The organism is Streptomyces griseorubiginosus, from assembly GCF_036345115.1.
In the GTDB taxonomy this organism is placed as follows: domain Bacteria; phylum Actinomycetota; class Actinomycetes; order Streptomycetales; family Streptomycetaceae; genus Streptomyces; species Streptomyces griseorubiginosus_C.
Map to the genome: position 1 here is coordinate 7,703,088 of NZ_CP107766.1, position 25,767 is coordinate 7,728,854.

At 71.3% G+C, this 25,767-nt stretch carries 23 protein-coding genes and 1 pseudogene; 11 read left to right on the forward strand and 13 right to left on the reverse strand.

Annotated features, from left to right (window positions below; all coding sequences use genetic code 11):
• Window positions 1–144 precede the first annotated feature (144 nt).
• Window positions 145–933: a ferritin-like domain-containing protein gene (locus tag OHN19_RS34840; RefSeq protein WP_330268008.1), complete on the forward strand. Its 789-nt coding sequence runs from the start codon at window positions 145–147 to the stop codon at window positions 931–933.
• A 52-nt stretch (window positions 934–985) separates the two neighbouring features.
• On the opposite strand, the gene corA is transcribed toward OHN19_RS34840, so the two are convergent.
• Window positions 986–1,981 (reverse strand): magnesium/cobalt transporter CorA, encoded by a 996-nt coding sequence (gene corA / locus OHN19_RS34845; protein ID WP_330268009.1) that lies wholly within the window; start codon window positions 1,979–1,981, stop codon window positions 986–988.
• 61 nt (window positions 1,982–2,042) lie between these two features.
• Here corA and OHN19_RS34850 point away from each other — a divergent pair, with 61 nt between their 5' ends.
• From OHN19_RS34850 to OHN19_RS34870, 5 genes and pseudogenes are all read left to right on the forward strand, one after another.
• Window positions 2,043–2,729, forward strand: coding sequence for a histidine phosphatase family protein (locus OHN19_RS34850; protein WP_330268010.1), 687 nt, complete (start codon window positions 2,043–2,045; stop codon window positions 2,727–2,729).
• Between the two features lie 106 nt (window positions 2,730–2,835).
• Window positions 2,836–3,426: a DUF3090 domain-containing protein gene (locus OHN19_RS34855; RefSeq protein ID WP_123759678.1), complete on the forward strand. Its 591-nt coding sequence runs from the start codon at window positions 2,836–2,838 to the stop codon at window positions 3,424–3,426.
• Entirely contained in the window at window positions 3,390–4,202 is an 813-nt protein-coding gene (locus tag OHN19_RS34860; protein ID WP_330268011.1) for an SCO1664 family protein, read from the forward strand. Before OHN19_RS34855 ends, OHN19_RS34860 begins: the two co-directional genes overlap by 37 nt.
• Window positions 4,203–4,303: 101 nt before the next feature.
• On the forward strand, window positions 4,304–5,533 hold the full coding sequence (gene mshC, locus OHN19_RS34865; RefSeq protein WP_330268012.1) for a cysteine--1-D-myo-inosityl 2-amino-2-deoxy-alpha-D-glucopyranoside ligase: 1,230 nt from the start codon (window positions 4,304–4,306) through the stop codon (window positions 5,531–5,533).
• A 252-nt stretch (window positions 5,534–5,785) separates the two neighbouring features.
• Window positions 5,786–6,714 (forward strand): annotated as a pseudogene (locus OHN19_RS34870) (SMP-30/gluconolactonase/LRE family protein).
• An 81-nt stretch (window positions 6,715–6,795) separates the two neighbouring features.
• On the opposite strand, the gene OHN19_RS34875 reads toward OHN19_RS34870, so the two are convergent.
• The 8 genes from OHN19_RS34875 to OHN19_RS34910 form a co-directional block, all read right to left on the reverse strand.
• Entirely contained in the window at window positions 6,796–7,842 is a 1,047-nt protein-coding gene (locus OHN19_RS34875; protein ID WP_330268013.1) for a PAC2 family protein, read from the reverse strand.
• A 165-nt stretch (window positions 7,843–8,007) separates the two neighbouring features.
• Window positions 8,008–8,679: a FadR/GntR family transcriptional regulator gene (locus OHN19_RS34880; RefSeq protein WP_330268014.1), complete on the reverse strand. Its 672-nt coding sequence runs from the start codon at window positions 8,677–8,679 to the stop codon at window positions 8,008–8,010.
• Window positions 8,680–8,745: 66 nt separating this feature from the next.
• On the reverse strand, window positions 8,746–10,041 hold the full coding sequence (locus tag OHN19_RS34885; protein ID WP_330268015.1) for an amidohydrolase: 1,296 nt from the start codon (window positions 10,039–10,041) through the stop codon (window positions 8,746–8,748).
• Entirely contained in the window at window positions 10,038–10,799 is a 762-nt protein-coding gene (locus OHN19_RS34890) for a nucleoside phosphorylase (protein ID WP_330268016.1), read from the reverse strand. The genes OHN19_RS34885 and OHN19_RS34890 overlap by 4 nt, the downstream gene beginning before the upstream one ends.
• Window positions 10,796–11,665 carry an ABC transporter permease gene (locus tag OHN19_RS34895; protein WP_330268017.1) on the reverse strand — a complete coding sequence of 290 codons (870 nt, stop codon included), beginning with the start codon at window positions 11,663–11,665 and terminating at the stop codon, window positions 10,796–10,798. The genes OHN19_RS34890 and OHN19_RS34895 overlap by 4 nt, the downstream gene beginning before the upstream one ends.
• Window positions 11,665–12,714, reverse strand: a complete 1,050-nt coding sequence (locus tag OHN19_RS34900) for an ABC transporter permease (protein WP_330268018.1) — start codon at window positions 12,712–12,714, stop codon at window positions 11,665–11,667. Before OHN19_RS34900 ends, OHN19_RS34895 begins: the two co-directional genes overlap by 1 nt.
• Window positions 12,711–14,258 (reverse strand): ABC transporter ATP-binding protein, encoded by a 1,548-nt coding sequence (locus tag OHN19_RS34905; RefSeq protein ID WP_330268019.1) that lies wholly within the window; start codon window positions 14,256–14,258, stop codon window positions 12,711–12,713. Before OHN19_RS34905 ends, OHN19_RS34900 begins: the two co-directional genes overlap by 4 nt.
• The gene (locus tag OHN19_RS34910; RefSeq protein WP_330269777.1) at window positions 14,239–15,291 is read right to left on the reverse strand and encodes a BMP family ABC transporter substrate-binding protein; all 1,053 of its coding nucleotides are present in this window, start codon (window positions 15,289–15,291) and stop codon (window positions 14,239–14,241) included. Before OHN19_RS34910 ends, OHN19_RS34905 begins: the two co-directional genes overlap by 20 nt.
• Before the next feature lie 296 nt (window positions 15,292–15,587).
• Here OHN19_RS34910 and mtnA point away from each other — a divergent pair, with 296 nt between their 5' ends.
• Window positions 15,588–16,619, forward strand: coding sequence for an S-methyl-5-thioribose-1-phosphate isomerase (mtnA, locus tag OHN19_RS34915; RefSeq protein WP_330268020.1), 1,032 nt, complete (start codon window positions 15,588–15,590; stop codon window positions 16,617–16,619).
• Window positions 16,620–16,674: 55 nt separating this feature from the next.
• On the opposite strand, the gene mtnB is transcribed toward mtnA, so the two are convergent.
• From mtnB to OHN19_RS34930, 3 genes are read right to left on the reverse strand one after another with little or no spacing between them, the layout of a single operon-like run.
• Window positions 16,675–17,283: a methylthioribulose 1-phosphate dehydratase gene (gene mtnB / locus OHN19_RS34920; RefSeq protein ID WP_330268021.1), complete on the reverse strand. Its 609-nt coding sequence runs from the start codon at window positions 17,281–17,283 to the stop codon at window positions 16,675–16,677.
• On the reverse strand, window positions 17,280–17,999 hold the full coding sequence (gene mtnC / locus OHN19_RS34925; RefSeq protein WP_330268022.1) for an acireductone synthase: 720 nt from the start codon (window positions 17,997–17,999) through the stop codon (window positions 17,280–17,282). Before mtnC ends, mtnB begins: the two co-directional genes overlap by 4 nt.
• Entirely contained in the window at window positions 17,996–18,580 is a 585-nt protein-coding gene (locus OHN19_RS34930) for a cupin (protein ID WP_330268023.1), read from the reverse strand. The genes mtnC and OHN19_RS34930 overlap by 4 nt, the downstream gene beginning before the upstream one ends.
• 548 nt (window positions 18,581–19,128) lie before the next feature.
• On the opposite strand from OHN19_RS34930, the gene OHN19_RS34935 reads away from it, so the two are divergent.
• From OHN19_RS34935 to mtnK, 4 genes are read left to right on the forward strand one after another with little or no spacing between them, the layout of a single operon-like run.
• Window positions 19,129–20,226: a substrate-binding domain-containing protein gene (locus OHN19_RS34935; RefSeq protein ID WP_330268024.1), complete on the forward strand. Its 1,098-nt coding sequence runs from the start codon at window positions 19,129–19,131 to the stop codon at window positions 20,224–20,226.
• A complete protein-coding gene (locus OHN19_RS34940) occupies window positions 20,213–21,745 on the forward strand; it encodes a sugar ABC transporter ATP-binding protein (protein WP_330268025.1) in 1,533 nt (510 codons plus the stop codon). The genes OHN19_RS34935 and OHN19_RS34940 overlap by 14 nt, the downstream gene beginning before the upstream one ends.
• Window positions 21,746–21,770: 25 nt before the next feature.
• Window positions 21,771–22,817: an ABC transporter permease gene (locus OHN19_RS34945; protein ID WP_330268026.1), complete on the forward strand. Its 1,047-nt coding sequence runs from the start codon at window positions 21,771–21,773 to the stop codon at window positions 22,815–22,817.
• 10 nt (window positions 22,818–22,827) lie between these two features.
• Window positions 22,828–24,000, forward strand: a complete 1,173-nt coding sequence (gene mtnK / locus OHN19_RS34950) for an S-methyl-5-thioribose kinase (RefSeq protein ID WP_330268027.1) — start codon at window positions 22,828–22,830, stop codon at window positions 23,998–24,000.
• Window positions 24,001–24,137: 137 nt separating this feature from the next.
• Here the strand turns inward: mtnK and OHN19_RS34955 are convergent, their stop codons facing one another.
• Window positions 24,138–25,754: a glycerol-3-phosphate dehydrogenase/oxidase gene (locus OHN19_RS34955; protein ID WP_330268028.1), complete on the reverse strand. Its 1,617-nt coding sequence runs from the start codon at window positions 25,752–25,754 to the stop codon at window positions 24,138–24,140.
• Window positions 25,755–25,767: the final 13 nt, after the last annotated feature.

The window sequence follows — 25,767 nt, forward strand, 5'->3', positions numbered from 1 at the left end:
GCCCGCGCGGTTACGCCCCCGGAGTGACCCCGCCCGTCCTCCTTTTGGCGGAGTTGTCCGACACAGCTGTTGCAGCACCCCTCGCGCCGCATTTGACTCTTTCTTTGCGGATTGCCGCGGAGTCCGGCAGAGAGGTGCCCCACGATGCTTTCGGCCAAGAGCCTGTTCCAGGAGATCCTCGACCACGACGAGTCCTTCCGGCTGTTCTGCTCCATCGCGGCCAGCGGGGAGTCCCAGGGCGGCTGGGAGAACGCCCGTATCGCCGCGCTGGTGCCCCCGGGCGAGCGCGCACTCGCCCCCAAGATCACCCGCCACGGAGCGGACGAGGACAAGCACGGGCGGATCTTCAACGCCCTGATGAAGAAGCGCCGGCTCGAACCCGTCCCGGTCCCCCCGGAGACGGACTACACGATGCTCCTGGAGAGGCACGGCATCGGCCTCGCCCACGACAAGCTCAAGAGCGACGAGCCGCTGACCGTGCAGGACATCGTCACGTACCTCGCACACAGCAGGGTCACCGAACAGCGCGCCTCCGAGCAGATGGAACTGCTGCGCAAGCACTTCGCCGACCACCCCGAACTCGGCCGCGCGGTGCGGATGATCTCGGCCGACGAGGACAACCACCTCGCCTACTGCCACGAGGAACTGCTCCGCTTCGCCCGCGCCGGCCACGGCCGCGCCATCCAGCGCACGCTCAAGGAGTGCGCGCTGGCCGAGATCCGCGTCTACCGGGACGTCAGCCTCGCGGTGATGTCCCACATGGGCCGCATCCTCGGCTGGTCGCGCGCGAAGTCCGCCGTCCTGGCCGCGGGCATCCACGCCGTCTACGCCTACGAGCGCGCCGCGGGCTGGCGCCGCATGGTCTCCCTCAGGATGCCGGAGCGCCGCGACGCCCTCGGCGGACCCGCGACCTCGGCACCCGAGTTCGCCTGAGCCACCCCTAGGGCCTGGCTGACCACTCCCGTCTGCCGCACGACGCCCGGCCCTAGAGCCAGCCCCGCCGCTTGAACGTCCGGTACAGCAGCACCTCCAGGACGCCCATCACCGCGATCACCGCCGGATACGACCACACCCAGTGCAGCTCCGGCATGTGTTCGAAGTTCATGCCGTAGATCCCCGCGATCATCGTGGGGATCGCGGCCATCGCCGCCCACGCCGAGATCTTCCGCATGTCGTCGTTCTGCCGCACGCTCATCTGCGCGAGATGCGCCGACAGGACGTCCGACACCAGCCGGTCAAGGCCCTCCACCGACTCGTTCACGCGCGCGAGATGGTCGTTGACGTCCCTGAAGAAGGGCCGCGCCTTGTCGTTGACGAACGGCACCGTCCCGCCGTACGCCCCCACCCCCGCGAGCCGGGTCAGCGGCATGGTGAGCGGGACGGTGGCCCGGCGGAACTCCAGGATCTGCCGCTTGAAGGTGTAGATCCGGGACGCGGTGTTCCGCGAGCCGCCGCCGTCCGGTGAGAACACCTCCGCCTCCAGCTCCTCCAGGTCGGTCCCGAGCTCCGTCGCCACCTCCAGATAGTGGTCCACGACGGCGTCGGCGACCGCGTACAGCACCGAGGTGGGTCCCTTGCCGAGCAGCTTCGGCTCGTGCTCCAGACGCTCGCGCACGGCCTTCAGCGGCGAACCCACACCGTGACGGACCGTCACCACGAAGCCGTCGCCGAGGAAGAGCATGACCTCGCCGGTGGAGACGGCGTCGCTCTCCGGTTCGTACACGACCGGCTTGAGGACCACGAACAGCGAGTCGTCGTACACCTCCAGCTTGGGCCGCTGATGCGCTTTGAGGGCGTCCTCCACGGCCAGCGGGTGCAGCCCGAACTCCTTGGTGACCAGCTCGAACTCCTTCTCCGACGGCTCGTGCAGACCGATCCACACGAACCCGCCCGCCGATCGCGCCTCGTCCAGCGCGTCCGACAGGTCCTCGGGCCCCTCGGTCCGGTGTCCCTCCCGGTAGATGGCACAGTCGACGATCACGGAGCGTGTTCTCCCGTCGCTCGAAGGACATGACATTCCGGCGTACGCCTACCCTTGCCGCATGCCCACGTTGATCCTTGTCAGGCACGGACGATCCACCGCGAACACCGAGGGACTGCTCGCCGGGTGGACGCCCGGGGTCGCCCTGGACGAGCGCGGCGCCGCGCAGGCCGCCGCGCTGCCCGGCCGGCTCGAGGGCGTGCCGATCTCCGAGGTGGTCGCCAGCCCCCTCCAGCGGTGCCAGGAGACGGTCCGCCCACTGCTCGACGCCCGCCCCGGCCTCGCCGTGCACAGCGAGGAGCGCATCGGGGAGTGCCACTACGGCGACTGGTCCGGCCGCAAGCTCGCCGAACTCATGGACGAGCCGCTCATGGAGGTCGTCCAGGCCCACCCGTCGGCGGCCGCGTTCCCCGGCGGCGAGTCCATGCGCGCGATGCAGACCCGCGCGGCGGAGGCCGTACGCGAGTGGAACGCGCGCGTGGAGCGCGATCACGGCGCCGACGCCGTCTATCTGATGTGCTCGCACGGCGACATCATCAAGTCGCTCGTGGCCGACGCACTCGGACTTCACCTGGACCTCTTCCAGAGGATCTCCGTCGAACCGTGCTCCGTCACCGTCATCCGCTACACCCGGCTGAGGCCGTTCCTCGTCCGCCTCGGTGACACCGGTGACTTCGCGTCCCTGGTGCCGCGCGAGGAGACGGCGGGCGGTGACGCCCCGGTCGGTGGTGGTGCGGGCGCACCGTGATCGTCGGGCGCAGTAGGGTGAAGCGGTTCACTCACGCGCGTTCGCACATGGACGTTCCCGTCGTTCCCGTACTCGCGAATCCACACCGATCCCATGGAGACAGGACGTGTCCCGTCAGGTGTTCCTCTATGACCCGCCGGACCGCTTCGTGGCCGGCACGGTCGGACTGCCCGGACGCCGTACGTTCTTCCTCCAGGCCACGGCCGGCCCCCGAGTGACCAGCGTGGCCCTGGAGAAGACGCAGGTGGCCGCCCTCGCCGAGCGGATGGACGAACTCCTCGACGAGGTCGTGCGCCGCAGCGGTGGCAGCGCCTCCGTGCCGGCCGTGCCGCCCACCGACGTCGCCGACACCGCGCCCCTCGACACCCCCGTCGAGGAGGAGTTCCGGGTCGGCACCATGGCGCTGGCCTGGGACGGCGAGGAGCAGCGCATGATCGTCGAGGCGCAGGCCCTCGTCGAGCTGGAGGCCGACTCCGAGGAGGACCTCGCCGAGGCCGAGGAGCGGCTCCTCCAGGACGAGGAGAACGGACCCCCGATGCTGCGGGTCCGCCTCACCGGCGCGCAGGCCAGAGCCTTCGCCAAGCGTGCCCTGGACGTCGTCAACGCCGGGCGGCCGCCGTGCCCGCTGTGCAGCCTCCCGCTCGACCCGGAAGGACACGTATGTCCGCGCCAGAACGGATACCGCCGCGGAGCGTGACCACGGCAGAGCTGCTCACCCGGGGTGAGCTGACGGTACGCGGGCAGATCCGGGACGCCTCCAACGCGGTGCTCCAGTGTTCCGTCGCGTACGAGGGCCAGGAGGTCCTCTGCGTCTACAAGCCGGTCCGCGGCGAGCGGCCCCTGTGGGACTTCCCGGACGGCACCCTCGCCCAGCGCGAGGTCGCCGCGTACGAGGTGTCCGAGGCGACCGGCTGGGGGCTCGTACCGCCCACGGTGCTGCGCGACGGCCCCTACGGCGAGGGCATGTGCCAGCTGTGGATCGAGGGCGTGCCCGGCAGTGAGCTGCTCGCCCTGGTCGACGCCGAGGAGCCCGAGCCGGGCTGGAAGGCCATCGGCCTCGCCGAGGTCGGGGACGGGAAGACCGCGCTGCTGGTGCACGCCGACGACGAACGGCTGCGCAGACTCGCCGTCCTGGACGCGGTGATCAACAACGCGGACCGCAAGGGCGGCCATCTGCTGCCCGGCGCCGAGGGCCGCCTGTACGGCATCGACCACGGCGTGACCTTCAACGCCGAGAACAAGCTGCGGACCCTGCTGTGGGGCTGGGCGGGGGAGCCCCTGACCGGGGAGGCGGTCGACGTGCTGAAAGGGCTCCGGGAGGCCCTCTCGGGAGAGCTGGCCACCCGACTGGCCCCCCTGATCACGCCCGCCGAACTGGACGCCACACGCGCGCGTGTCGACGCGCTGCTGGACTCCGGCAGGCACCCGGAGCCGAGCGGCGAGTGGCCGGCCATTCCCTGGCCGCCCGTCTAGCAGCACACTGCACATGTGCCCGTACCGCGCAAGAAGGCCCAACCGGCCATCCGGCCCGGTCCGGTTCGTATACGGAACATCCGTCCGGTTAGGCTCATGACATGCATGCCTGGCCCGCTTCCGAGGTCCCCGCCCTGCCTGGTCAGGGCCGCGACCTGAGGATCCACGACACCGCGACCGGCGGTCTGGTCCCCCTCGACCCCGGTCCCGTCGCCCGTCTCTACGTCTGCGGCATCACGCCGTACGACGCCACCCACATGGGGCACGCGGCGACCTACAACGCGTTCGACCTCGTGCAGCGCGTGTGGCTCGACACGAAGCGGCAGGTGCACTACGTCCAGAACGTCACCGACATCGACGACCCGCTCCTGGAGCGCGCCGAGCGGGACAGCGTCGACTGGGCCGCCCTCGCCGAGAAGGAGACGGCCCTCTTCCGCGAGGACATGACCGCGCTTCGCATGCTGCCCCCGCGGCACTACATCGGCGCTGTCGAGGCGATACCCGGGATCGTGCCGCTCGTGGAGCGGCTGCGGGACGCCGGCGCCGCCTACGAACTCGAAGGGGACGTCTACTTCTCCGTCGAGTCCGACCCGAACTTCGGCAAGGTCTCGAACCTCGACGCGGCCGCCATGCGGCTGCTGTCCGCCGAGCGCGGCGGCGACCCCGACCGGCCGGGCAAGAAGAACCCCCTCGACCCGATGCTGTGGATGGCCGCCCGCGAGGGCGAGCCCAGCTGGGACGGCGGTTCCCTGGGGCGCGGCCGCCCCGGCTGGCACATCGAGTGCGTCGCCATCGCCCTCGACCACCTCGGCATGACCTTCGACGTCCAGGGCGGCGGCTCCGACCTCGCCTTCCCGCACCACGAGATGGGCGCCTCGCACGCCCAGGTGCTCACCGGCGAGTTCCCCATGGCCAAGGCGTACGTCCACGCCGGCATGGTCGCCCTCGACGGCGAGAAGATGTCCAAGTCCAAGGGCAACCTGGTCTTCGTGTCGCAGCTGCGGCGCGAGGGCGTGGACCCCGCCGCCATCCGGCTGGCGCTGCTGGCCCACCACTACCGTGCCGACTGGGAGTGGACCGACCAGGTCCTCCAGGACGCCGTCGACCGGCTCGGCCGCTGGCGTGCCGCCGTCTCCCGGCCCGACGGACCGTCCGCCGAGGCGCTCGTCGAGGAGATCCGCGAGGCCCTCGCGAACGACCTGGACGCGCCCGCCGCGCTCCTCGCCGTCGACCGCTGGGCCGCCGTACAGGAGGAGCGGGGCGGCACGGACATCGGCGCGCCCGGAGTGGTGACACGTGCCGTGGACGCGCTGCTGGGCGTGGCCCTCTAGAAGGCCGTACGCAGGCCGTACGCAGGCCGTACGCAGGCCGTCGAGAAGGGGCGCTCCCTCACCACAGAGGGAGCGCCCCTTCCCGGTCGGCCCGTCCGGACCACGTTCGCCAACTCGGTTGGAGAACCGGTTGAGTTGGGTGACGTCACAATCCGGCCAGGGGCTGTGGAGACGGCCGTCATGTGATGGGGTGGGAGCGTCGCTTGACCGTTCGGCCGGCCCCGCGCCGGCCTCCTTGCGGAAGGACGCACCGTGGCACCCGCAGACCGTTCCTTCGCACGTCGCACACTCCTGACCGCGACCGCCGCACTGACCGGAGCGGCCCTGCTCGGCGGCACCGCCCAGGCGGCCGGAACCCGGCACACCGCGTGGCCCGCGCAGTTCCCCCTCCCCGACGGCTTCCAGCCCGAGGGCATCACCATCGGCTCGAAGCCGTACGGCTACTTCGGGTCTCTCGCGAACGGTGACGTCTACCGTGCCAGCCTGGCCACCGGTCAGGGCAGGGTCGTCGTGAAGGGCGCGGGCCGCCCGACCGTGGGCCTCAAGATCGACCGGCACGGCAGACTCTTCCTCGCCGGCGGCGCCAGCGGCGAGATCCGGGTCGCCGACGCCCGCTCCGGCGAGACCGAGCAGGTGTACGCCACCGGCGGCACCTTCGTGAACGACGTGGTCCTCACGCCGGGCGCCGCCTGGTTCACCGACTCCTTCAAGCCGGTGCTCTACAAGCTGGCCAAGGGCGCGGTGACGACCGTACCCCTGTCCGGGGACTGGCAGCAGGGGCCCGACTTCACGGCCAACGGCATCGAGCGCACCCCCGACGGCCGCGCGCTGCTCGTGGTGAACGGCTACGCGAACGGCGGCGGACTCATGCGGGTCGATCCGCGCACCGGCGCCGCCCGCGCCGTCGACCTGGGCGGGGCGAAACTCCCCAACGCGACGGGCTGTTGCTGCTCGGCCGGATCCTCTACGCCGTCCAGCAGCAGCAGAACGCGATCGACGTGTTCCGGCTGAACGATGCCGGCACCCGGGGCACCGCGCTCACCCGGATCACCGACCCGCGCTTCCGCATCCCGACCACGGTCGCCGCCTGGGGCGGGCGCCTGTACCTGCCCAACGCGCGTTTCGACGTGGAGCCGACGCCGACCACCGACTACGACGTGGTGGCGGTCGACCAGGTCTGACACGCCGGAGGGCGGTGCGCCGGACACCGCGCACCGCCCTCACCGGCTCAGTCCTCCGACAAGGAGTCCCTGTCGTCCGGCTCAGTCCTCCGACGCCGAGTCCCCGTCGTCCGGCTCGGCCCCCGTACCGGTCTCCGTGCCCGTCTCCGCGTCCGTGTCGGTGTCCCGGTCGGTCTCCGGCCTCGGCGGCTTGGGCGGCTTCGTACGGCCCCCGGGAGCGTCCCGCAGATAGGCCGTGCTGTCACTGCCGTCCGCGGTCGCGTGCCCGCCCGGCTGACCCGGCTGGCCGCCGTCCCGGCGTCGCAGATACCGCTCGAACTCCCGGGCGATCGCCTCGCCCGAGGCCTCCGGCAGCTCCGCGGTGTCCCGGGCCTCCTCCAGCGTCTGGACGTACTCCGCGACCTCGGTGTCCTCGGCGGCCAGCTGGTCCACGCCCACCTGCCACGCGCGCGCGTCCTCGGCCAGCTCGCCCAGCGGGATCCGTACGTCGATCAGGTCCTCCAGACGGTTCAGGAGGGCCAGCGTCGCCTTCGGGTTCGGCGGCTGCGACACGTAGTGCGGTACGGCCGCCCACAGCGACACCGCGGGCACGCCCGCGTGGGTGCACGCCTCCTGGAGGATGCCGACGATGCCCGTGGGGCCCTCGTACTTGGTCTCCTCCAGGTCCATCCGCTGGGCCAGGTCCGGATCGGACGTGGTCCCGCTGATCGGCACCGGGCGGGTGTGCGGGGTGTCGCCGAGCAGCGCGCCCAGGATCACCACCAGCTCCACGCCCAGTTCGTGGGCGAAGCCCAGCAGCTCGTTGCAGAACGACCGCCACCGCATCGACGGTTCGATACCTCGGACGAGTACGAGATCGCGCGGCTTGTCACCGCCGACGCGGACCACCGACAACCTTGTCGTCGGCCACGTGATCTTGCGCACTCCGCCGTCCAGCCACACCGTGGGGCGGTTCACCTGGAAGTCGTAGTAGTCCTCGGCGTCGAGCGCCGCGAACACCTCGCCCTTCCACTCCCTGTCCAGATGCGCGACCGCGGTGGAGGCGGCGTCGCCGGCGTCGTTCCAGCCCTCGAACGCGGCCACCATGACCGGGTCGATCAGCTCGGGAACCCCCTCGAGCTCGATCACCCAGCGCCTCCTTCCGACGTGCCCTCGCTTAACGCACCAACCTTACGGCGTCCGGCGGGGGCGCCCGCAGCCCCCTTGCACGGGGGAGTGAACGGATCACTGCCCCGTCAGCCACCCCGGAACACCCCCCGTTCCGGTGCCGCTGGGAGGGTTCACACAGGCTTCTCACAGAGTGGAGCGCAACCACTGCTCCACGCTCGCGATGTGCACGGTCGCCCACGAGCGGGCCGCCTCGGCGTCGCGGTCGCGCAGGGCCGCGAGGATGGCCCGGTGCTCGTGCAGGGTGCGGCTGACCGCGTCCTCCTGGGTCAGACCGCGCCAGATCCGGGCCCGGGTGGTGGGCCCGGACAGGCCGTCCATCAGCGAGCAGAGCACGGAGTTGCCGGAGCTCTGCACGATCCCGCGGTGGAAGTCCAGGTCGCAGGCGACCAGCTCCTCCACCGACGGACTGTCGCCCAGCTTGTCCAACTGGGCGCCCAGCGCGTCCAGTTGCTGCTCGCTGATCCGGGAGGCGGCCATCGCGGTGGCGGCCGGCTCCAGGATGCGGCGCACCGCGAGGAACTCCAGGACGGTGTCGTCGCGGTGGAAGTCCACGACGAAGCTCAGCGCCTCCAGCAGGAGTTGCGGGTCCAGGCTGGTCACATAGGTGCCGTCGCCCTGCCGGACGTCCAGGATCCGGATGAGCGACAGCGCCCGCACGGCCTCGCGCAGCGAGTTGCGGGACAGCCCCAGTTCGGAGGCGAGTTCGCTCTCCTTGGGTAGCCGGTCGCCGGGGCGCAGCGCGCCGGAGACGATCATGCCCTTGATCTTCTCGATCGCCTCGTCGGTGACAGCCATGTCGGCCTCCTTCTCGCCCCGCACTGCGCTGAGACGTCGGATGTCTCAGCACATTATGCGGCCTGCTCAGACGAGCGCCTCCAGATCCGCGATCACGGCCCTCTCGTCGAGCGTGCGCAGCTCACGGTCCCGCATCAGCACCCGCCCGTCCACGACGGTGTCGCGCACGTCCGCCGAGTGCGCCGCGTACGCCAGCGTCGACCAGGGGTCGTGCAGCGGCCGCAGATGCGGGGCGTTCAGGTCCAGGACGATCAGATCGGCCCGCTTGCCCCTCTCCAGCGACCCCAGGTGCTCCGCGAGGCCCAGCGCCCGCGCGCCCTCGATCGTCGCCATGCGTACGGCTTGCTCGGCACCGACCGCCGTCGGGTCGCCGTCCGCCTTGTGCACCAGCGCCGCCTGCCGTACGGCCCCCAGCACGTCCAGCGAGTTGGAGCTGACGGCCCCGTCCGTGCCGAGCCCGACGGTCACCCCGGCGCTCAGCAGCCGGGGCACCGGCGCGATCCCGCAGCCCAGCTTCAGGTTCGAGACCGGACAGTGGGCGACCGCGGTGCCGGTCCGGGCCAGCGCCGCGATCTCCGGGCCGGTGAGGTCGACGGCGTGCGCGAGCAGCAGGTCGGGGCCGAGGACACCGAGCGAGTCCAGCAGCTCGACCGGCCGCTTGCCGTACCGCACCTCGACGGTGGCGACCTCGGTGGCGTTCTCCGCCGCGTGGATGTGCAGCAGCGCCCCGAACTCGCGGGCCAGGGCGGCGATCTCGGTGAGCTGCTCGGGGGAGAGGGTGTAGGCGGAGTGCGCGAAGACGACGGGACGGCGGCCGGCGCGCGCCCCGCCGCGCGCCTCCAGGTCCCGCCGGGCCCACCCGAGCCGCTCCTCGTACGCGCGGCCGTCGGGCGGCTCCGGCACGTCCATGAAGGTGGGCCCGGAGTGCAGCCGCCAGCCCGCTTCCCGGGCCGCCCGCTCGGCCGCCTCGTGGAACCAGTACATGTCGAGCGCCGAGGTCACCCCCGCCCGCACGCTCTCGGCGATCGCCAGCCGCACGGCCGCCGCCACGTTCTTCGGCGCGAGCAGCTCGGCCTCCGCGGGCAGCACCCGCTCCAGGAACCCCTGGAGGGTCACGTCGTCGGCGCGGCCGCGCAACAGGGTCATCGCCAGGTGCGTGTGCGTGTTCACAAGGCCCGGCAGGACGAGACAGTCACTCGCATCGATGGACTCGTCGGCTGTGAACCGCGTACACAGCTCTTCCGCCTGACCGACGGCCACTATCTCGCCCTCGTGCACGGCGACGGCACCGCTGTGCACCACGGTTCCCGCCTCGTCGACCGTCAGGACGGCACCGCCGTGCACCAACAGGTCGATGTTCACAGCGCGTTCCCCTCCGCGAGCAGCCGCAGCGCCTCCAGCGAGACCACCGCGCCCCGCTCGACACCGGCCGCGACGACCTCGCGGTGCGGGTCGTACACGCTGGTGCCCTCGTCGTCGACCAGCTCGTCCGCGTTCGCCCCGTCGACCACGAGAACACCGCCCGCGACGAGCCCTCGCAGCGAGGCGGTGACCAGCAGCGCGGACAGCTCCATCTCGATCGCCGCGAGCCCGGCGCCGTCGTAGGAGAAGAGCGGGAGGAGCCCGGGCTGGAACGCGGCCCGCGTCCAGACGATGCCGCGGTGGTGCGGGGCTCCCGTCTCGCGGGCCGCGCGCTGGAGCGCGAGGACCGCCTCGGGGGAGGAGACCGCCGGGTACTCGGGCGGCAGCAGCTGCTGGGTCACCCCGTCGTCCCGTACGGCCGCCTCCGCGATGACGAGGTCGCCGTCGCCGATGCCGGGCTTCATGGCGCCCGCCGTACCGAACCGCAGGATGGTGCGGACCCCCGCGTCCGCCAGCTCCTGAAACAGCAGGATCGCACCGGGACCGCCCACGCCGTGCGAGGCGACGACGACCGGCACGCCCTTCCAACTCCCGCTGAAGACCCGGTACTCGCGGTGGTACGACACCTCCTCGGCACCGTCGAGCAGGGCGGCGACCGCGGCCGCGCGGGCCGGGTCACCGACGACGACGGCGTGCTCCGGAAGGCCGGTGCGCGGTATGCGGGTGACGGGAAGGAGATCTGGCTGAGACTGGCTCATGAGGCGGCTCCGGACGGAGAAGGGGTACGGCGACGGCGACGGGCCGTCGTGAGGAAGAGGGCGCCCAGCGTGACGACGTAGGGCGCGGCGTCGGTCGCCTGCTGGGGCAGACCGAGGCCCTGGAGACGGAAGCCGGCCGCCTCGGCGAGACCGAAGAGCAGCGCGGCGAGCAGCACACCGACGGGGGCCGCACGGCCGAGCATGACCGCGACGACGGCGATCCAGCCGCGGCCCGCGGTCATGTTCTCGGTGAACAAAGTGACATTGCCGAGGGCGAGTTGGGCCCCGGCGAGCCCGCACAGAACTCCGGAGACCAGCACGGCCGCGTACTTGTACCTCGCCGGGCTCACGCCCAGTGTCGCCGCCGCGTCCGGGGCCTCGCCGACCCCGCGCAGCCTGAGCCCCCACACGTGCCGCGAGAGCAGCACGGCGGCCACGGCGACCGCCGCCCACGACAGATAGGTGAGCGGCGTGAAGCCACCGACCAACGGCAGCCCGGCCAGTGACGGGTCGTCAAAAGTGCCCTGCACACCGAAGACCGTACGCAGGAGGAAGCCGGTCAGGCCGACGGCCAGGAGATTCATGGCCACGCCCAGCACCACCGCGTCCCCGCGCAGGGTGACCGCACCGACCGCCAGGATCAGCGAGTACGCGGCGGCCGCGAGGGCCGCGGCCAGCACGCCGAGCCAGGCGCTGCCGGTGAACCAGCTGGTGGCGACCGACGTGAAACAGCCCATCAGCATCATGCCTTCGAGGCCGATGTTGAACACGCCCGCCCGTTCGCAGACCGCGCCGCCGAGCGCGGCCAGCAGGATCGGGGTGAGGGCGCGCAGCGCCGACAGAAGCAGATCCGAGTCGAGGAACATCACACCGCCTCCTTGCGGCGGTCGAACCACCGTCCGGGGAACCGCAGTCGGGCCGCGAGGAACACGATCACGATGGCCTGGAGCACCTGTGTCAGCTCGCGCGGCACCTCGGTCGTCCGCTCCATCGCGAGCCCGCCGACCTGGAGGACGGCGAAGAAGAACGAGGAGACCACCGTGCCGATCGGGGCGGCCGTGGCGAGCAGCGCGGCCGTGAGTCCCGTCCAGGTGTAGCCGGGTGCGGTGAGCGAGCCGTCGACGAAGCGGTACGGGAAGCTCAGCACCCCGATCGCGCCCACGAGTCCGGCGAGTGCCCCGGAGATCGACATCAACCTCAGTGTCAGACCCTCTCGTTCGACACCGGCGTACGCGGAGAAGCGGGAGTTGAGGCCGGTCATGCGGATCTCGTACCCGAAAGCGGTCCGCTTGTCCGTGAACCAGTAGGCGGCCGCGGCGAGGACGACCAAGACCAGCCCGACCGTCACCGTCGAGTCGCCGAACGCGGGCAGCGCCACCCCGTCGGGCAGCGCCCGGGTCTGCGGGAGGCTGGACCCGGGCTCCTTGAGCGGGTAGCGCGCCAGGTAGGAGGCGAGCGAGACCGCCGGATAGCTCAGCAGCAGGCTGCTGACCAGGAGCGGGACGCCGAGACGGTTCTCGCACAGGGCGGCCAGGGCGGCGTACGCGGCGCCCGCCGCCATGCCGGCGAGCAGGGCGAGCACGACGGTCAGGGGCGCCGGCAGCGGCGAGTACAGGCCGGTGACGGCCGCGGTGATCCCGCCCAGCACCATCTGCCCGTCGCCGCCCAGGTTGATCAATCCGGCGCGCAGCGGGATCGCCAGCGCGAGCGCCATGCCGAGCACGCTGGTGCCGGTGGAGAGCGTGGAGCCGATGCCGTCGGCGCCCAACGAGCCGGTCAGGACCGCCTCGTACGCCGTGACCGGGTCAGCGCCGGTGCCGACGAGGAAGAGCGCGCCGATGAGGACGCCCGCGAGCACGGAGAAGGTGACGGGGGAGCGCAGGGCTCCCCGGGTTCGTCGCAGGAAAGGATTCATGTCAGTCGGCGGCTTCCCTTTTGCTCGCTCGTGCCGCCCGCCATCGCGAGCCCCAACGTCCGTTCGTCCGCCTCGGACTTGTCGTACGACGCGGTGATCCGGCCCTCGTACATCACCAGGACCCGGTCCGCGAGCCCCCGGATCTCGCTGAGTTCGGCCGAGACGAGAAGGACCGCGTGACCGGTGTCGCGGTAGGCGATCAGCTGGTCGTGGATGTTCTGGATCGCGCCGATGTCGACCCCGCGCGTGGGCTGCTCGACGAGCAACAGCGGCGCGTCATGGGCGAGTTCGCGGCCGATCAGCAGCTTCTGGAGGTTGCCGCCGGACAGCGCCGAGGCCGGTACGTCGGGCGTGGAGGCCTTGATGCCGAAGCGCTCGATCAGCCGCCGCGCGTGCGCCCGGACGGACGCCGGCGGCAGCAGCCCGCGGTGCGACAGGGACGTGCGGTGGTGTCCCATCGCGAGGTTGTCGGCGACGGACGCGGCAGGGGCCGTACCGACCGCGTGCCGGTCCTCGGGGACGTACGCCAGGCCCTTGAGACGGCGTTCGGTGGCCGAGGCGTGGGTGATGTCGTCGCCCTTGAGCGTCACCCGGCCGGCCGTGACCGGACGCAGCCCGGCCAGGGCCTCGACCAACTCGCCCTGTCCGTTGCCGGCGACGCCCGCGATGCCGACGATCTCGCCCGCGCGGACGGTGAGTTCGGCCCCGTGGACTCCGGGAGTCGCAAGCCCGGCCACGTCCAGCACCACGTCACCCGCGGTGCCCGGCGCGTGGATGCGGTCCAGCTCGACCGCGCGGCCCGTCATCGCTGCCGCGATCTCGTCGGCGGACGTCCGAGCGGTGACCAGCCGGGCCACCACCCGCCCGTCCCGCAGCACGGTCACGCGGTCACTGCCCTCCAGCACCTCGCGCAGCTTGTGCGTGACGAGGATCACCGTACGGCCCTGTGCGGCAAGCGACTTGAGCACGGCGAAGAGGCCGTCGGCCTCGGCGGGCGTGAGCACCGCGGTCGGCTCGTCGAGGATCAGGGTGCGGGCGCCGCGGTGCAGCAGCTTGAGGATCTCCACCCGCTGGCGCAGCCCGACGGGCAGGTCGCCCACCCGCGCGTCCGGATCGACGGCAAGCCCGTGCTCCTCGGCCAGCTCACGCACCCGGCGGCGGGCCGCGGCGCGGTCCACCAGGCCGAAGCGGCGCGGCTCGGCGGCGTAGACGACGTTCTCCGCGACCGTCAGCGAGTCGAACAGCTTGAAGCTCTGGTGGACCATGCCGAGCCCGGCGGCCATCGCGTCGGACGGGCTGCCGAAGGAGACGTCCCGCCCCTCGATACGGATCGTCCCGGAATCCGGGACCTCCATGCCGTACAGGACCGACATGAGCGTGGACTTGCCCGCGCCGTTCTCACCCATCAGGGCGTGGATCTCGCCGCGGCGGACGGTCAGGTCGACGGAGTCGTTGGCGAGCGTGCCGGGGAACCGCTTGGTGATTCCCCGGAGCTCGACGGCGACGTCCCGCGACTCGGCGGGTTCAGCTCGCGGCGGGGTCATCGACCGTCAGCTTCCCGGCGACGATCTGGTCGCGCAGGTCCTTCACCTTGGCGAGGACGTCCTTGTGGTCGGCGATCACGCACTTCGAGGAGTCGACGCCCGCCTCCAGACCCGTGAGGCTGATACCGCCCTCCTTCAGGCCGTACGACACCGTCGTGCCCGTCTTTCCGGCCAGGACCGACTCGATGCCCTTCTCGACGGCGATGTCCGTGCGCTTGATCACGTTGTCGACGACGGTGCCGGGCGCCGAGGGGCACTGGTTGACGTCGACGCCGTACGCGAACGCGCCCTTGGCCTTCGCGGCCTCGAAGACGCCGTAGTTGCCGGCCGCGGCCGCCGCCATGATCTGGTCGTAGCCCTGCGAGAGCAGGGTGTTCGCCTGCTCCTTGGCGCGGGCCGAGTCGTCGAAGGGGGACTGGCCGCCGACGAAGCGGGTGCCCGTGGCGGTCTTCGGCGCGACCTTCTTGGCGCCGGCCGCGAACGGGTCGCTGTAGCGGCGGAACTGGGGCGTGTCGAGGACGTCGACCGCGCCGACCTTGCCCGACTTGCTGAGCAGGCCCGCCTCCGCGCCCGCGAGGTAGACGCCCTCGTGCTCGCGGAAGACCGCGCAGCTGACGTTCTTGAAGGCCTTGTTCGTGCACGCGTCGATGATCAGGAACTGCTGCTTCGGGTTCTTCTGCGCCTGCTGCGCCACGAGGTCGGCGAACTCGAAGCCGACCAGCACGATGACGTCCGGCTTCGCGTCCACGGCGGCCTGTACGTTCTGCTGCTGGGAGGCGGTGTCCGTGGACTCGTAGACCTTCTGCGTGCCGTCGTGCTGCTTCGCCGCGGCCTTGACGCCGGTCACGGCGAGCTCCAGGAACTCGTTCTGCCCCACCGCGTCCGGTGTGACCAGGGTGAACGACTTGCCGCTGCCGCCGCTCGCGGCATCGGACGCGTCGTCCTTGGCGGCGGCGTTGCAGGCCGTGGCGGCGGTGACCAGGAGCGCGGTGGCGGCGGCGACCTGCAGGGTACGGCGGTTTCTGCGGAACATCGGGACCTTCCGGGGTACGGCGAGGACCACGCTCGGCGGTGAGCGGGCGAGGGTGAGGGTGAGAAGCGCGACGGGCGTGGGAAGGCTCAGCGTCGACAGCAGTCGCCGGCACACCGGCCGAAGTCGAGGAAACGGCGCTTGGTCAGCAGCACTGGCTTCCTCCTTCGTCTCGGTCTGCGGACTGGGTGCTGGACTTTAACACCCGTTTCCAGACACCTGCTCGACTGTCTCGAACTATGGTTCGCCCAGGTCATGTACGGTGGCGAGAGCCACCGGAACATCAGGAGTGTCCCGAAATGCCCCAGGAACTGCGCGCCGTCGAATGGACCGGATCCAGCCTCGCGCTCATCGACCAGACGCTGCTGCCGCACCGCACCGAGACGGTGGATGTCCGCGATGTGGACACTTTGGTCGACGCGATCCAGCGTCTCGTGGTGCGGGGCGCGCCTGCCGTCGGCGCGGCGGGGGGTTACGGCGTCGCTCTCGCGCTGCTGGAGGGGGAGCGGGAGGGGTGGTCGGAGTCCGAGGTACGCGCTGCCGTCGCCCGCGTCCGCGAGGCCCGGCCCACCGCGGTCAACCTCATGGTGTGCGTGGACCGGGTCATGACCCGCTTCGAGGAGGGGCTCGACGCGGTGCTGGAGGAGGCCGCCGCCGTGCAGCGGGAGGACGTCGCCGCGAACCGCGCGATGGGCGCGTTCGGCGCCGACTGGCTGCTCGAACGGGTCGGCGGGGAGAGGCCGTTGCGGATCCTCACGCACTGCAACACGGGTGCGCTCGCCACGGCGGGATGGGGTACGGCCCTCGGCGTCGTCCGCGAACTCCACGCGCGCGGCCGCCTGGAGCTCGTCTACGCCGACGAGACGCGCCCCCTGCTCCAGGGATCCCGGCTCACCGCCTGGGAGTTGGTCCAGGAGGGCATCCCGCACCGGGTCCAGGCCGACGGGGCCGCCGCGGGCACGATCCTGCGCGGCGAGGTCGACGCTGCGATCGTCGGGGCGGACCGCATCGCGGCGAACGGCGACACGGCGAACAAGGTGGGCACGGTGGGCGTGGCCCTCGCCTGCGCCGACGCGGGCATCCCCTTCCTGGTGGCGGCACCGACGACCACGGTGGACCTCTCCACCGCGACCGGCGACGACATCCACATCGAACTCCGAGGGGAGTCGGAGGTGTTGGAGTGGGCCGGTGTCCGGACGGCTCCCGCCGAGTCCCGCGGCCACAACCCGGCGTTCGACGTGACCCCCGGGCGGCTCGTGACGGGCCTGGTGACCGAGCGCGGTGTGCTGGAGGTCTCGGCCGGTGAACTCCCGGGCGACCGGCTGAAGTAGCCGGACAATACGAAAGAAGAGGGGGTCCCCAACCCGGGGACCCCCTCTCGCTGTCTCAGCGGCCGGTGAGCTCCAACTCCAGCAGCCACTCCACCACTTCGGTGTGATGCCGGGCCTGGCGCGGATCGGCGCCCCACACGTACAGCCCGTGCCCGGCCACGACCACCGCCGGCATCCGTGGGTTCCGCGCCTCCTCCAGGCGGTCCCCGAGCACCTTCATGTCCTGGCTGTTGGCGATGACCGGCAGGGTCACCTCGACGTCGTGCGCGGGCTGGCCGACCCCCTTGAGCATCTCCAGGTCGCTGAAGACGATCCCGCCGGGCTCCCGCCTGCCCATGGCCACCGAGGCCACGGTGTGCACATGGACCACGGCACCGGCCCCGGTGAGCGCGGCCACACGCGCGTGCAGCTCGGCCTCGGCGGACGGCTTCCCACCCTGTACGGCGGCCCCCTGCCCGTCCACCAACACCACGTCCGCGGGCGTCAGTTCACCCTTGTCGTGGCCGCTGGCGGTGACGGCGAGCCGCAGCGGATCCCGGGAGAGCACCACGGACAGGTTGCCGGAGGTCCCCCGCATCCAGCCGAAGGAGGCGAACCGGGCGGACTCGGCGGCGAGGACCGCCCCCGCCTCTTCCAGGTCGAGGGCGCTGATGTCGGCGGTCACGTGGTGCTCCTAGAAACGGTGATCTCGTCGAACGTCCCCACCGCGGTGTGGTCGCCGACGCCTTGCTCGAAATACGGCTCCCCGGGCCGCCGTACCCCGACGGCGTGCCAGCCCGCCGCGCGGGCCGCGTCCAGTTCGCCGGGCCGGTCGGAGAGGAACAGCAGACGGTCCCCGGCCAGACCCGTGGCCCGCGCGATCCGGTGGTACGACTCCGGGTCCTGCTTGGGTCCGGCGTTCTCGGTGTCGTAGAGCCCCGAGAGAAGTGAAGTGAGGTCGCCCTCGGGGCTGTTGGTGAACCACGCCCGCTGCGCCGCCACCGACCCCGAGGAGTAGACGTACAGCCGTACGCCCGACACGTGCCAGGCGCGCAACTCCGGTACGACGTCGTCGTAGAAGTGCGAGACGAGGTCGCCCCGGGCGAAGCCCTCGGACCAGATGAGGCCCTGGAGCGTCTTCAGCGGGGTCGCCTTGCGGTCCTCGTCGAGCCAGGAGTTGAGCGCCTTCTCGATCCGTGCGGCGTCGGCGTCCGGTTCGCCGATCTCCTCGCGCACCTGGGCCACCGCCCGCGCCACCTCCGGGTCCCCGGACCGCTCGGCGAGCAGCGCGGCGAACCGTGCGCGCGAGTACGGGTACAGCACGTCGACGACGAAGCCCGTGGCGCTCGTGGTGCCCTCGATGTCGAGCACCACGGCGTCCACGTCGTAGTGCAGGCTCACGCCCGGTGTCCGGCGGCGATGGTGTCGTAGTCCGGGAAGCGGGAGGCGATGGTGGAGCCGGTGAAGTTGCCGATCCAGCCGTCCTCCTCGTGGAAGAAGCGGATGGCGGTGAAGGACGGGTTGGTGCCCATGTCGAACCAGTGGGTGGTGCCGCGCGGCACGCCCAGCAGGTCGCCCTTCTCGCAGAGGACCGCGTGCACCTCGCCGTTCACGTGCAGGTAGAAGATGCCGGAGCCCGAGACGAAGAAGCGCACCTCGTCATCGTCGTCGTGGGTGTGCTCCTGGAGGAACTTCTCCCGGGCCGCCTTGGCCTTCGCCGGGAACTCCGGGTCGTCGCTGGGGTGCAGACCGAGGACGTCGACCGTGGTGAAGCCCTCCTCGGCGTTCAGCTTGTCGATCTCGGGGCCGTAGGCGGCGAACACGGTCTCGCTGTCGGCGTCGAACGGGACGTCATCGCGGACCGGCCACTGCTCGTAGCGCACGCCCAGCGGCTTCAGCGCCTCGGCGATCTCGGCGGGGTCCGAGGTGCGGCGGACCAGGGTCTCGGGGCCGGACTCGGACCAGGTGGTCAGCAGCGTCATGAGAACAACTCCAGGAGTCTGGAAGGAAAGTCCGGATACCGAGACAAGCACCGGACGGGCGGGGGAGGAAGAGGGACGGCGACGGGCGGACGGCGGCGGTCGGTCAACCGCGACACAGCGCGCGGCAACAGCGGCGCATGCGGGGCATGTGCGTCGCTTTCGCGCCAGCTGTCGTCATCGGGGCCTCACTGTGCCGGGTCGGGTGCCGGTCTTGTGATGGTAACCGGCGTCGTGACCTGCACCGGGTGTGACGTAGTCGTTGTCTCACCTGCTGAGAAAGCGGTTCCAAAACATTTGACGCATGGCTGAAATCGTTCTCATGATCTGCATATGAAGACGCTGCTGCTCGTGCGGCGGCTGTACGTGGACTTGCTCCGGTCGACCACAGCCAGCTGTCGCTGACCCCTCCCGGAGCCCCCTCGCGCCCCGATCCGGGCGCGCCCTGCCCGCCGTTGCGGCGTCGGCGCATGCCCTTTCCCCGCTCCGGGCCACGCACTGACCTCCACCTCCTTCATCCCCTCCGCACCACCCCGCCCCTGGAGCCGTTCATGTCCCGCACCCGTCTGCCCCTCGCCGCGCTGTCCCTCGCGTCCGTGTCCGCCCTCGTGCTCTCCGGCTGCTCGCAGTCCACGGACGCGTCGAAGAACACCGGCGACACCGCCGCCTCCGCCTCGGCCGCCACCGGCAAGAAGCCCGCCCCCTTCAGCGCGGGCGCGGTCAAGGTGGCCCTGGTCCGGCAGAGCGGCGCCGGCGACTACTTCGAGCAGTGGGGCAACGGCGCCAAGGCCCAGGCCAAGGCCCTCGGCATCGACCTGACGGTGTACGACGCCCAGGCCGACAACGCCAAGCAGGCCACCGACCTGTCCTCGGCGATCAACTCCGGCGCCAAGGCGATCATCATCGACCACGGCTTCCCGGCGACCATCCAGCCCGAGATCGACAAGGCCGTGAAGAAGGGCATCAAGGTCGTCGTCTACGACGTGGAGACCCCCACCAAGGGCGTGGTCAGCACCGAGCAGGACGACGCCAGCATGGCCCAGGCCGTCCTCGACGTGATGTCCAAGAACCTCGGCAAGAACGCCAAGGTCGGCTACGTCAACGTGGCCGGTTACGCCGCCCTCGACAAGCGCAACACCGTCTGGGCGAAGGAACTCGCCGCGCAGGGCTGGAAGCAGCAGTTCAAGGTCGGCAAGGTCACCGACTCCACGGCCACCGACAACGTTCCCCTGGTCTCCGCCGCGCTCACCCAGCACTCCGACGTGACCGGGATCTTCGCCCCCTACGACGAGCTCGCCAAGGGCACCGTCCTCGCCGTCCAGAACAAGAAGCTGCAGGACAAGGTGAAGGTCTTCGGCGCGGACGTCTCCAACGCCGACATCCAGCAGATGACCGCCGCCGACAGCCCGTGGGTGGCCACGGCCGGTACCGACCCCTCCGCGGTCGGCGCCGCCGTCGTCCGGACGACCGCCCTGGAACTCGCCGGTCAACTGAACAAGTCCTCCGTGGAGTTCCCGGCCGTCGCCATCACCCAGGACTTCCTGCGCGAGAAGAAGATCGAGAACATGGACCAGCTGCGGGCGGCCCTTCCCGCGCTGAACCTGTCCCAGGTCTCGACCGCGGACTGGATCTCGAATGTCGCCCACTGAGGCTCCCGGGGGCGTCCCCGCGGTCGCCCTCACCGACGTCAGCATGGCGTTCGGCGGCAAGACCGTGCTCGCCTCCGTCTCCCTCGACATCGCCCCGGGCAGCGTGGTCGCGCTGCTCGGCGCGAACGGGGCCGGCAAGTCCACGCTGATCAAGATCCTGTCGGGCGTGCACACCGGTCACGGGGGCCAGGTGCGGGTCGCCGGTGAGCCCGCCGCCCTCCAGTCCCCGCTCGCCGCCCGGCAGTTGGGCATCCAGACCGTGCACCAGCGCATCGGCGAGGGCATCGTGCCGGGGCTCTCGGTCGCGGAGAACCTGGTCTTCGAGGAGCTGGCGCAGGCACGCGGCAACCCGTTCCTCAACGGGCGCCGGCTGCTGGCCCGCGCCCGCGAGATCCAGGCGGGCCTCGAACTAGGCTGGAGCGACTCGGTGTTGCGCCGCGATGTGACTGAACTCGGCATCTCCGACCGCCAGTTGCTGATCCTCGCCCGCGCCCTGGCCACCCGCCCCCGGCTGCTGATCCTCGACGAGCCGACCTCGGCCCTGTCCGCCGCCGAGGCCGAACGCCTCTTCGCGCTCGTCGAGAGGATGCGTGACGACGGCATCGCGGTCCTCTACGTCTCCCACCGCCTCGGCGAGATCGACGCCCTCGCCGACCGGCTGGTCGTCCTGCGGGACGGCCGTCTCACCGAGGACCAGGCCAAGCCCTTCGACTGGGACGCGGCCCTGCGCGCGATGCTCGCCCAGGCCCAGGAGGCGACCACGGCCCGGCCCGTTCGAGAGGGTGCCGAAGGCGACGTCGTGCTCTCGCTGCGTGGCGTACGGCTCTTCGAGGGCCGCGCCCCTCTCGACCTCGACCTGCGCACCGGCGAAGTCACCGGAGTCGTGGGCCTGTTGGGCGCCGGCAAGACCGAGCTGGCCCGCGGCCTGTTCGGCGCCGAGCCCTTCGCGGCCGGTTCCACCGAGCTCGACGGCACGCCGTACGCACCGAAGCGGCCCTCCGACGCGATCCGCGCCGGCATCCACCTGGTCCCCGAGGACCGGCATGCCGACGCCCTGGTCCCGGGCTGGTCCCTGGCCCAGAACATCTCGCTGCCGTTCCTCAAGTCGCTCTCGAAAGCCGGACTGGTGCAGCGCGCCAAGGAGGACACCCTCGGCCGCGACACCATCGAGGCCCTCGGTGTCGTCGCCCGCGACGAGCACAGCACCGTGGAGGAACTGTCCGGCGGCAACCAGCAGAAGGTCGTCGTCGGCCGCTGGCTCGCCGAGACACCCCGTGTCCTCATCCTGGACGAGCCGTTCCGAGGTGTGGACATCGGCGCCCGTCGGGACATCGGCCGGCGCGCCAGGACCCTCGCCGCCCAGGGCGCCGCCGTGCTCGTCCTGTCCGCCGACGTCGACGAGGTCCTGGAGATCGCCGACCGGGTCGTCGTGCTCGCCGCCGGTGAGATCCACCTCGACGCGTACGGCGAGGACGCGGAACGCGACCGCGTCATCCAGACCATCTCGGCGTCCGTGTGACCCCGGCTCCCTGAGGAACTACGCCATGACCACCACCCAGAGCACGGAAGTCCCCACGAAGGCGGCGCTCCCAGCCGCCACCAGCACCGCCGTACGGGTCCAGAACGCCGTCATCAAGTACGGCTTCATCTTCGTCACGGTCGCGCTGTTCCTGTACTTCGCGCTGAGCGAGGGCTCCTTCCGAGAGTCGGCGACCCTCCTCGACACACTCCGCTATGTCTCCGTCGCCGCGATCCTCGGCCTCGGCGTCACCCTCACCATGGCCGTCGGCGGAATGGACATGTCCGTCGGCGCGGTCGCGGGGCTCGGTGTCTCGGTCGCCGCCCAGACGATGGTCGTCCAGAACCAGGTCGGCACGGTCGCCATCGTCGCGGTCCTCGCGGCCGGTGCCCTCGCGGGTCTGCTCAACGCGCTGCTGATCGTCGTACTGAAGATCCCGGACATGCTCGCCACCCTCGGCACCATGTTCGTCATCCAGGGCGGCAAGCTCATCCTGGTCGACGGCCAGTCGATCACCCCGGGCATGACCCTGGACGACGGCACCACGGCCCCCGGGAAGTTCACCGCCGGGTTCCTGCGCATCGACCGCGGCACCGTCCTCGGCATCCCCGTCTCGGTCCTCATCTTCGGCGGTCTGACCCTCGCCGCCTGGGTCTTCCTCGCCCGCACCCGCTGGGGCCGGGTGCTCTACGCGATCGGCGCGAACCCCGAGGCCTCCCGGCTGGCCGGCATCCGCGTCGGCGCGTACCGGGCGCTCGCCTACGTCCTCTCCGGCGTCCTCGCCTCGATCGGCGGGCTGATCCTGGCGTCCCGCATCGGCCAGGGCGATGTCTCCGCCGGCACCTCGCAGCTCCTGGAGGCGGTGGCCGTGGCACTGGTCGGCACGTCCGTCCTCGGCCGGGGCCGCCCCAACGTCTGGGGCACGGCCCTCGGCGCGGTGCTCATCGGCATCATCACGACCGGCCTGACCATCAAGGGCCTGCCCTACTACACCCAGGACGTCGTCGAGGGCGCGGTCCTCATCCTCGCCCTGGTCTTCAGCTTCACGTTGTCCAAGCGCCGTACCGCATAGGGGAGTTCGAATGGGTTACCGCATCCTGGAGACCGAGGACATCCCGGCGTACCTGCGTGAGCGCGGGCACTGGGAGGACCTGGGCGACATCGCCGTACGGGAGGTCTCCGACGGCAACATGAACCGGGTCTTCCTCGCGTCCTCGGCGGACGGCGGCCGCAGTCTCGCCGTGAAGCAGGCGCTGCCCTGGGTGCGGGTGGCCGGCCCGTCCTGGCCGATGAACCCGGACCGGGCCGACGCCGAGGCCCGCGCCTACGAGCAGATCGCGAAGGTCGCGCCCGACAAGATCCCGGCGATCCACGGCTACGACCCCGAGAACTACGCCCTCGTGATGGAGGACATGTCGGACCTGGAGGTCCTGCGCACCCTCCTCAACGAGGGAGCGTCGTACGGCCCCCGCACCTCGGCCCGGGTCGGTGAGCTGGTGGCCCAACTCTCCTTCGCGACGAGCGACTTCGGCATGCCGTCAGCGGAACGCAAGGCACTGGTCGCGGCCTCGGTCAGCCCGGAGCTGTGCAAGATCACCGAGGACGTGGTCCTCTCCGAGCCGTACATCGAGCACGAGCACAACCACTGGCACGAGGGCGTGGACGACCTGGCGGCGGCCTTCCGCGCGGACGCGGTGCTCCGTACGGAGGTCGCCGACCTCAGGCACCTGTTCATGACCGGCGCACAGGCCCTCCTCCACGGCGACCTGCACACCGGCAGCATCATGGTCGGCGCCCGCGAAGGCGCCCCCGTGGTCCGGGTGTTCGACCCCGAGTTCTCCTTCGTCGGGCCCATCGGCTTCGACCTCGGCCTCTACTGGGCCAACGCCCTGGTCTCGGAGGAACGGGCCCGCGCGCTCGGCACATTGAGCGACCACGCCGACCAACTCCGTCTGTCCTGGGAGGCGTTCGAGACGGAGTTCCGCCGCCTGTGGCCGACCCGCGTCGACACCTTCTTCGACGACGCCTACCTGGACCGCTTCCTGGTACGCGTCTGGACCGACTCCCTGGGCTACGCGGGCACCGAAATCATCCGCCGCATCATCGGCTTCGCCCACCTGACCGACCTCACAACCCTCCCGGACCCGGTCCCGGCGTCCCGGCGGGCGCTGCTGCTGGGGCGCGGACTCATCGTGCGGCGCACGGAGTTGACCTCGCCGGACGCCGTACGCGAACTCGTGGAGTCACTGACCTGACACGGCAGCGCGGCATGCGAATGGGGGCGGCTCCCTCGACAGGGAGCCGCCCCCATTCGCATGCCGGCCCCCATAGGGGAGAGGGGCCGTTCTCGGGACGCCGGCCCCGGTCGGGGAGAAGGGGGCCGGGCCGAGGGCTACTTCTTGTCGAGCAGGTCCTGCACCTTCGCGCGGACCTCGTCCGTGGCGAGCCCCCGGATCGTCAGCGTCGTACGGCGGCGCAGGACGTCGTCCTGGGTCTCCGCCCACTCGTTGTCCCGGGCATAGACGACCTGCGCCCAGATCTCCGGGGCGTCGGGGTGCACCCGCTCGCCCAGCTCGGGGTTCTCGTTGGCCAGCCGGGCGATGTCGAAGGCCAGCGAACCGTAGTGCGTCGCCAGGTGCTTCGCCGTGTCGGCGGCCATGCGCGGACCCGGCGCCGGGTTGTCGACCAGCAGCCGGTGCGCGACCGCGCGCGGGTTGGCGACACCGGGCAGCGGGAGCTTCTTCGGCAGGGAGGAGATCGGCTCGTAGTCGTCGCCCAGCGGAGCGCCCGGCAGCGCCTCCAGCTTCTGCATGACCGTACGGCCGATGTGCCGGAAGGTCGTCCACTTGCCGCCCGCGACGGACAGCATCCCGCCCCGGCCCTCCGTGACCACGGTCTCCCGCTTGGCCTTCGCGGTGTCGCCGGGACCGCCCGGCAGCACCCGCAGCCCGGCGAAGGCGTAGGTGATGAGGTCCCGGTCGAGCTGCTGGTCGCGGATGGAGAACGCGGCCTCGTCGAGTATCTGGGCCGTGTCCTTCTCGGTGACCGAGACGTCCGCCGGGTCGCCCTCGAACTCCTCGTCCGTGGTGCCGAGGAGCAGCATGTCCTCCCACGGCAGCGCGAAGGTGATCCGGTACTTGTCGATCGGCGTCGCCAGCGCGGCCCGCCACGGCGCGGTCCGCTTCAGGACCAGGTGCGCGCCCTTGGACAGGCGGATCGAGGGCGCCGCGTTCGGGTCCTCCATCTTGCGCAGGTGGTCCACCCACGGGCCGGTCGCGTTGAGCACCAGCCGGGCGTTGACGCCGAACTCGTCGCCGGACTGCCGGTCGCGCAGGTCCGCGCCGGTCACCCGGCCCTTGGTGAACCGCAGCCCGGTCACCTCGGCGTGGTTGAGCACGACCGCGCCCGCCTCGACGGCCGCGCGGACCGTCATCAGCGCCATGCGCGCGTCGTTCATCTGGTCGTCGCCGTACACGGCCACGGCCTTGAGGTTGTCGGTGCGCAGCTCCGGCACGTCCTGCGCCGCCTTCGCGGGGGACAGGAGGTGGCCGACGCCGTCACCGAACGCGGAGAGCGCGGAGTAGGCGAAGACGCCCGCCCCGAGCTTCGCCGCGCCGTGCGGCCCGCCCTTGTACACGGGGAGGTAGAAGGTGAGCGGGTTCGCCAGGTGGGGGGCCACCTGGCGGGAGACCGCACGGCGCTCGAAGTGGTTCTCCGCCACCAGCTTCACCGCGCCGGTCTGCAGATAGCGCAGACCGCCGTGGAGCAGCTTGGAGGAGGCGGAGGAGGTGGCGCCGGCGAAGTCGCCGGCGTCGACCAGGGCCACCCTCAGGCCGGACTGCGCGGCGTGCCAGGCGGTGGAGATGCCCAGGATGCCGCCGCCGATCACGAGAAGGTCGTACGACGCCTTGGCGAGCTGCTCCCGGGTCTCGGCGCGGCTCGGGTTGGAGCCGGAGGCCGGGCGCGTACCGAGGGCAGGCACGGACTGGAGGGTGGACTGACTGGTCATGTGGGGTTCTTAC